Below are 6973 nucleotides of genomic sequence, written 5' to 3' on the forward strand. Positions count from 1 at the left end.
TCCGCGGCGTTCGCGGTGCCGTCGGCAGCCGAGGGTCTGCCGGGGCCGAGGACGGATGCGGACGAAGCGGCCGCGGGGATCGGGGCGGCCGGCGCCGGGCTTGCCGAAACGACCGCGCCCGACACGGGAACGGTGGCTGCCGCGGGGTGAGCCTCGGGGGCCCGGCCGGCGGGTCCGGCGTGCCGGCGGCCGGGCGCGTGGTTCCGGGGCCGGAGCGCCGGACCCACGCGGATCGCGCTCCGGGACCCGGCCCGCGGCAGCCCCCGTACCGCGGCCGGCAGCACGTCCCGGCGGCCCCGCGCCGTTGGCCCGGGGGGAGGCCCCCCGGGCCCCGGTGGGCACCCATGCCTCTTGGAGACCGCGGGAAGCCCGGGACCCCAGGAGTCCCGGAACCCGCAGGAAGCATGGGACCCAGGAGCCCCCGGGGCCCCGTGCGGAATCAGCGCAAGCGGCCGCTCCGTTTCGCCTCGCCCGCCGCGCGGCCCTCCGCGTGCTTGCGCTTCCAGTCTCGGCGGATCTCCGCACGGAGTCGGGCGTCGGTCTTCGCGACGATGCGCAGGTTCTCGCGGACGAGCTTGCGGTAGCTGTCCAGCCGGCGTTCCGGCAGCGAGCCGTCGGCGAGCGCCGCGAGCACGGCGCAGCCCGGCTCCGTCTCGTGGGCGCAGTCGTGGAAACGGCAGTCCGCGGCCAGGGCCTCGATCTCCGAGAACACCTGGCCCACACCGGTACCCGCGTCGAAGAGGCCGACCCCCCGCAGCCCCGGGGTGTCGATGAGCACGCCGCCGCCGGGGAGTACCAGCAGGTTCCGGGTCGTCGTCGTATGACGGCCCTTCCCGTCGACGCCTCGCGTGGACTGCACGTCCATGGCGTCCTCGCCTAGCAGCGTGTTCGCCAGGGTGGACTTGCCGGCGCCGGAGACTCCGAGCAGCACGCTCGTGCCGTCGGAGACGACCGCCGCGAGGACGTCCATACCCTCCCCGGTCATCGAGCTGACCGGAAGCACCTGGACGCCGGGGGCAGTGGTCTCCACGTCCTGCACCAGGTACGACAGGGCGGTCGCGTCCGGCACCAGATCGGTCTTGGTGAGGACGACGAGGGGCTGCGCCCCGCTCTCCCAGGAGTCCGCCGCGTTGTGCAGCAGTGCCTCACCGTTCGAACTGGACATGGCGAGTGCCAGGAACCGCTCGATCCGCCCGAGGTCGAGTTCGACCGCGAGCGACACACAGACGACGACGTGATCGATGTTGGTGGCCAGCACCTGACCCTCGGAACGCTGGGACGAAGTCGACCGCACGAAGGCGGTCCGCCGAGGCAGGATCGTCCGCGCGTACCGGGGGTCACCGCCCTCGGGGTCGACGGCGACCCAGTCCCCCGTGCACACGACCTTCATCGGGTCATGGGGAACGACGAACTCGGTGTCGGCACGGACGACGCCGGCGGGGGTCGCGACGTCACACCGACCGCGATCGACCCGGACGACCCGGCCCGGGACCAGGCCCTGGGCTGCGTACGGGGCAAACTCGGCCTCCCAGCCCTCGTCCCAGCCGTAGACGGCGAGCGGGTGCTGGACAGCGGAAGAGGAAAACGGGTGGAGCGAAGCGTTGGACAAGGGGAAACCCTTCGAAGGGTGGCCCCGGCGGCGCGCTCCGAACGCGCGGATCGAATGGGTGTCAGCCGGAGACCACAGGGGTGGGAACGATGAACTCCTGCATGCGGGCAGAGCCCGTCACCGTGACAGTCATCAATGTCCTCACCTCCTGCTTCTTCTCAACGAACCGACACCGCCCTCGGAAGCGGATGGACAGCACCATAGCCCCGCCCCCGGCGCGACACCACCGATATTTCCGAGACCTCACCCGCCGACATCGGCTGGGGGCGTTCACGCCGCGAGTCGCACAGTGTCCCGGGCCGGCGCCTGACAACTTGACCGTGAACCTCCAGAACTTCTCCACCATGGCGACCGACATCCCTGCCGCCACGGACTCCACGCTGCGACGGGAACCTCGCGACGCCGTGATCCAATCGTGTGATGGCATGGGATGAATGGGACCGCGCGAAAGCAGATGTGACCGCCCAACAGCAGGCGTCGATGCGAATCAACCAAGTGCCAGGCCGCCCAGGAGGCAATGAACAAGCCGACCTCGTCGTGAACCAGGATGACCTCGGCGCGGTAGGCCATGAGGCGTTCGTGTTGCACAGTCAGTTGCAGAGAGAGGCCGATATCGCCGGTGCCGACGCCGACGCGGAGGGAGCCGGCTCCACGATGCAGGCGGCAGCAGCCTTGAAGGGCAGCAACTTCGCCCTCGGGAGTGAGCTGGAGACGACGGTGTCCGTCTGGACCTCGCAGGTCAAGAGTGTCCTTCAGGCGTGTGCTCACATCTCGAACCACCTCGACTACTCGAAGAAGACACACGCGGAGAACGATGCCGAGATCGCCGCGTCCCTCAGGAACCGGGACGGCTCTGCCGTGCCCGTCTCCCGCCTCGCCGAGTACTTCAAGTAGGGAAGGAGCACTTCATGAACTACACCGAGCTGATGGAAGTCGACCTCGGCAAACTGGGGACGGCGGTCGCCGACTGGAAGAGCATGGCCCAGAAGACGCAGCGGCTCGGCGGCGAAGCCCGAGACGGCATGAAGACAAAGGCCGACAAGGCCCGTTGGGACGGAGTCAACGCGAGCGTGACACGGGATTTCGTCGGCAAGACAGTGAAGGAGTTCAATGACCTTCACGAGGAAGCGCAGAGCATCTTCAGTGTCCTCGATGATGCACTCACCGAACTGAGGAGCCTCCAGCAGCAGGCCAGAAGGGTGACCGCCGAGGCCAAGGAGAAGGGCTTCAGCGTCACCGGCCACAAGGACGGGACCATAGAGGTCGCCGACGCCCTCATCTGCGAGGTCGACGGGCCTGGGCAGAAGAAGCACGACCTGATGCAGTGGTACGCCGACACGCTGACCGGGATCGTGAGCCACGCTACCGAGGTGGACGCGGCTGCGGTACGGGCGCTGCGCGCGAGCCACGGCGGTGATCCGGCCAACGCAGGCCACGCCTCATACACGTCGCTCGACGAGGACATGCTCCCTCGCGCCATGAAACTCGCCGGGCTGGGCAAAGACGCCGATGACAAACAGCGCGGAGAACTGCGGCGACTGTGGACGTCCCTGAGCCCTGAGGCCCGGGCGCAGCTCTGGACGCAGCACAAGGACGACCTGCTGGCGGCCGGCCTGTTGACGCCGACGGTCAAGCGAGTAGCCGCCGACGACGGGGCAGGACCGTACGACGTCGATTCGCCGGGCTTCGGGGACTACTGGATGGAGTTGCAGGCCAACGGGATCTCGAACAGCGGTGACTTCATCGGCAAGACGGACGCGGCCCAGCACATGGATCACTACCTGAACGGGACCGGCAGCACTCTCGACCTCGACGTCGACAGGATGCTGAGCGACGAGAACGACACGGTCCTGCGCGACGTGTCGGCTCTGACACGTTCCAAGCAGGAGGCCGAATGGCGCCGCCAGGTGCTTGAGGCATACGCGCAGTCTGGCGGCAGGCCCGTCGCCATCCCCGTGGAGACCACAGGGGTGGGGTACACCCACGACAAGGGGCCGGATGGCACAGCGAACTGGTACCTCGCGGTGGGCAGTGCCATGACGAACACCACTGGTGTCGTGACCGCGGTGCCGGGCCCGGACGGCAAGCCGCACGTCAGCATCGACTATCAGGTCAACGTCTGGGACCGGTACAACTGGGATCCCGGCAAGGCCACGCCCATCGGTCCGACCACGGTCACCGACGCCGACATGGCCCGCATGCACACGACTGGACAAGCCAGGGAGTTCGACATGAGAGGGAGCAGTTCGGTGCAGCAGCACGACATGACGTCGGGCGGCGCTTGGCCCGATCTTAAAGAACCGGGACGGGACGGCACACGCACGGACATCGGCCGGAACGGGGACGCCCGGTGAACAGGGAGCCGCGAAGCAGGTGGTATGCCGCGCTGACCGGCGGGATGACCGTTCTCACATCGCTGCTGGTAGCCGGATGCTCGGGTTCGGCGGAGAACCGTACTCCGGCAGCGGACCGCTCCTCGGGGCGGGTGTCGCACTGGGTGGACACGGCCACCGTGGAGTCGGTGGCCGAGAAGCTGCACGTGCGGGTGCCCGCGACGGCCACGGCGACGAAGGCGGCACACTGGGCGGGCCTCCAGGACGACGGCCTCATCATGGCGTTCGTCCTTCCCACGGCCGAGGTGGACGGCTTCGTCGCACAGCTGAAGCCGGAGGAACCGCTCAGCCTGCGGGGACAGCCACTCGCCCGCAACACGAACCCGTCGACGCCGTTCTCGCACCTGGGACTGCCCGAGCCCGACCTGTCGGCGAAGGTCCGTGAAGGTCAGGTGTGCGCGCCGTGCGAGGACAACCTGGACTGGCTGAAGATCGCGGTGACGAAAGTCGACGCACAGACCAGCCAGGTCTATCTCAGCGGGGCCGACTGAGGGTCGCCCACTGAGCCCTTTCCGAGTGACCGCTGGTCGGGCGGCGGAGGCGCCACGTCTGACGCAAGGGTGAGGGCACGTTGGACCCGGCGGAGCGTGAGGAGTTGCGGTCGCCTTCACGATCAGGACCATGGGCTCCGGCTGCTTCGACCGTCCCCCTGGACGGCGTCTTGCTGTGCGACCAGCACGATGCCCTGCGCTCCCTGCCCAGCAGGAGGTGACCACCGCTACGGCCTCAAGGCAGGGCACGACCGACGCGAAGTCCTCACGGTGCGCGTACCCCCAGTCACCAGCCTCGACTCCCAGCCCGCACACGATGAGGTCCGCACGAGCCTGGGCTGCGCTCTGGGGAGATCTCTCTCCGCTGCATGTTCGCGCCGGACTCCCAGGAGTCCGCCGACTTACGCAGCAGTGCCTCACCGCTCGAACTGGACATCGCGAGCGCGAGGAACCGTTCGATCCGCCCGAGGTCGAGTTCGACCGCGAGCGACACACAGATGACGATGTGATCGATGTTAGTGGCCAGCACCTGGCCCTCGGACCGCTTGGACGACGTCGACCGGACGAAGGCGGTCCGGCGAGGCAGGATCGTCCGCGCGTACCGGGGATCGCCGCCCTCGGGGTCGACGGCGACCCAGTCCCCCGTGCACACGACCTTCATCGGGTCATGAGGAACGACGAACGCGGTATCGGCACGGACAACGCCGTCAGGGGTGGCCACATCACACTGGCCGCGATCGACACGGACGACCCGGCCCGGGACCAGGCCCTGGGCGGCGTAAGGAGCGAACTCCGCTTCCCAGCCCTCATCCCAGCCGTAGGCGGCGAGGACGTGCTGAGCATCAGAAGCGGAAGACGTGTTGAGCGAAGCGTTGAACAAGGGGAACCCTTCGAAGGGTGGCCCCGGCGGCGCGCTCTGCGCGTAGGTCGAGTAGGTGTCAGCCGGAGACCACAGGGGTGGAAACGATGAACTCCTGAATGCGGGCAGCGCCCGTCACCATGACAGTCATCAATGTCCTCACCTCCTGCTTCTTCTCAACGAACCAACACCGTGCCCTCGGCAACTACACACAGCCGCGCCTTGGAACGAGCTGAACCATAGCCCCACCCCAGGGCAGGGCACTACCGATTAAATTCGGGGCTTCACCTCGGCAACCCCGGCCGCCGACGGACCATCGTCACGCCGCGAGTCGTACAGCATCCTGGGCGAGGACCTGGGTCCTGCCGACCTCAACGACCGGCCGCCTGTAGCTCACGGCGATCCCGGAGCGCGTGGTGAACTCCACCAGTTCGTACCGCAGCACACCCACGGCCGGGGCCACCGCCGTGTCCAGGGCGCCAGACAGCGCGGGCAGCTCTGCAGCGAGTTCCCACGAAGTCGATACGAGGGCAGCGGGTTGTCGATGTCTCGCTCATCAACGCCCAAACCGAGACCGCCACGGCGAAGGACGAGACGAGGCTCTACCAGGTCCAGTTGACTGCGACGGCCCTCGACGGACATGCAGCGATCTTCGTCGCTCAGAACGATCCTGAGCTTGGGGCCAGGCCTGCCGCTAGCGACGACGAGAAGCTCCATCTGGCTCTCCTCTATCGGGAGAGGCGGCAGTTCGCCCACGGGCGACAGTGCTCTGCAGAGGCGAAGGTGCGTCCTGGGGAGAAGAGGGCGCACGAGATCAGGACCACCTGCTTTCCCGAGGCAGAGGTACCGCTGATCCAGGCCGCCGACATTCGGGATCTCCCCGGTGTCGAGCTGGACATGGAGGCTCTCGGCAAACAGGACCTCGCGCGCGACGGCCTCGTTAGCGCCCTTAGCCCGCTCGTAACGGGCTATCGCGAGTGGGTCGCGCTCCAGGATGAGCGGATCGCCACAGACGCAGAGGTCGGGCTGTACGAACCGTCCGGCACCCGGGCCCTACGCGACGCCCACGACATGGCCGACCGGTTGGAGCGTGCGATTCAGCTGCTCCATGACAACGGTCTTGCCCGTGAAGCCTTCCGCTTCGCCAACCAGGCCATGGCACTACAGCGTGTCCGCAGCGAGTTGGTTCGCGCCCGGGCAGCCGACCCAGACACTAAGACCGCAACACTCCTGCGCAAGCTCAATAGGCCGGAGAACCGCAGCTGGCGTCCATTCCAGCTGGCGTTCCTCCTCCTCTGTCTACCTGGGCTGACCGACCCTGCCCACCCAGATGCTCATCGGAGCATCGATGACGGTGAAGTTCAGCTGCTCTTCTTCCCCACCGGTGGCGGCAAGACCGAAGCGTATCTAGCCTGCCTGTTTCACTTGCCGCGGTGTCCGGATCTTGATCCGAAACGCGAAAGTGCCCTCTGAGCTGGGAAGATGAGGCTTGTCGAAGGTCTCTGTCATCCCAGCAGGAAGGCACTTTCTGCGTGCACACTACCGCCTCGCGCCCCAAGCTCGTCGTCTCGGCCGACGGCCACGGTGTGGTCAGCCATGCCGGGTCCCGTCTGCTGGCCGA

The 6973-nt window shown here is 67.6% G+C and carries 6 protein-coding genes and 1 pseudogene; 4 read left to right on the forward strand and 3 right to left on the reverse strand.

The features are described 5' to 3' along the window. Positions 1-439: 439 nt before the first annotated feature. Positions 440-1609: a ribosome small subunit-dependent GTPase A gene (rsgA, locus tag QMZ92_RS08925; protein ID WP_283296691.1), complete on the reverse strand. Its 1170-nt coding sequence runs from the start codon at positions 1607-1609 to the stop codon at positions 440-442. 420 nt (positions 1610-2029) lie between these two features. On the opposite strand from rsgA (QMZ92_RS08925), the gene QMZ92_RS08930 reads away from it, so the two are divergent. The 3 genes from QMZ92_RS08930 to QMZ92_RS08940 are packed head-to-tail and all read left to right on the forward strand — an operon-like array spanning position 2030 to position 4493. Further along, the gene (locus tag QMZ92_RS08930) at positions 2030-2503 is read left to right on the forward strand and encodes a hypothetical protein (protein ID WP_283296692.1); all 474 of its coding nucleotides are present in this window, start codon (positions 2030-2032) and stop codon (positions 2501-2503) included. 14 nt (positions 2504-2517) lie between these two features. After that, positions 2518-3963 (forward strand): hypothetical protein, encoded by a 1446-nt coding sequence (locus tag QMZ92_RS08935; RefSeq protein ID WP_283296693.1) that lies wholly within the window; start codon positions 2518-2520, stop codon positions 3961-3963. A gap of 44 nt (positions 3964-4007) precedes the next feature. Next, the gene (locus QMZ92_RS08940; RefSeq protein WP_283296694.1) at positions 4008-4493 is read left to right on the forward strand and encodes a hypothetical protein; all 486 of its coding nucleotides are present in this window, start codon (positions 4008-4010) and stop codon (positions 4491-4493) included. Positions 4494-4899: 406 nt separating this feature from the next. Here QMZ92_RS08940 and rsgA (QMZ92_RS08945) read toward each other — a convergent pair. Together rsgA (QMZ92_RS08945) and QMZ92_RS08950 are read right to left on the reverse strand one after the other, a co-directional pair. Then, a pseudogene (gene rsgA / locus QMZ92_RS08945) lies at positions 4900-5373 on the reverse strand (GTPase RsgA); the annotation flags it as partial. Positions 5374-5671: 298 nt separating this feature from the next. Beyond that, positions 5672-5815, reverse strand: coding sequence for a hypothetical protein (locus QMZ92_RS08950; RefSeq protein WP_283296695.1), 144 nt, complete (start codon positions 5813-5815; stop codon positions 5672-5674). 152 nt (positions 5816-5967) lie between these two features. On the opposite strand from QMZ92_RS08950, the gene QMZ92_RS08955 reads away from it, so the two are divergent. Beyond that, positions 5968-6825, forward strand: coding sequence for a hypothetical protein (locus QMZ92_RS08955; RefSeq protein WP_283296696.1), 858 nt, complete (start codon positions 5968-5970; stop codon positions 6823-6825). The last annotated feature ends 148 nt before the right edge of the window (positions 6826-6973 follow it).

Source organism: Streptomyces sp. HNM0645 (genome assembly GCF_030056615.1).
Lineage (GTDB): Bacteria > Actinomycetota > Actinomycetes > Streptomycetales > Streptomycetaceae > Streptomyces > Streptomyces marianii.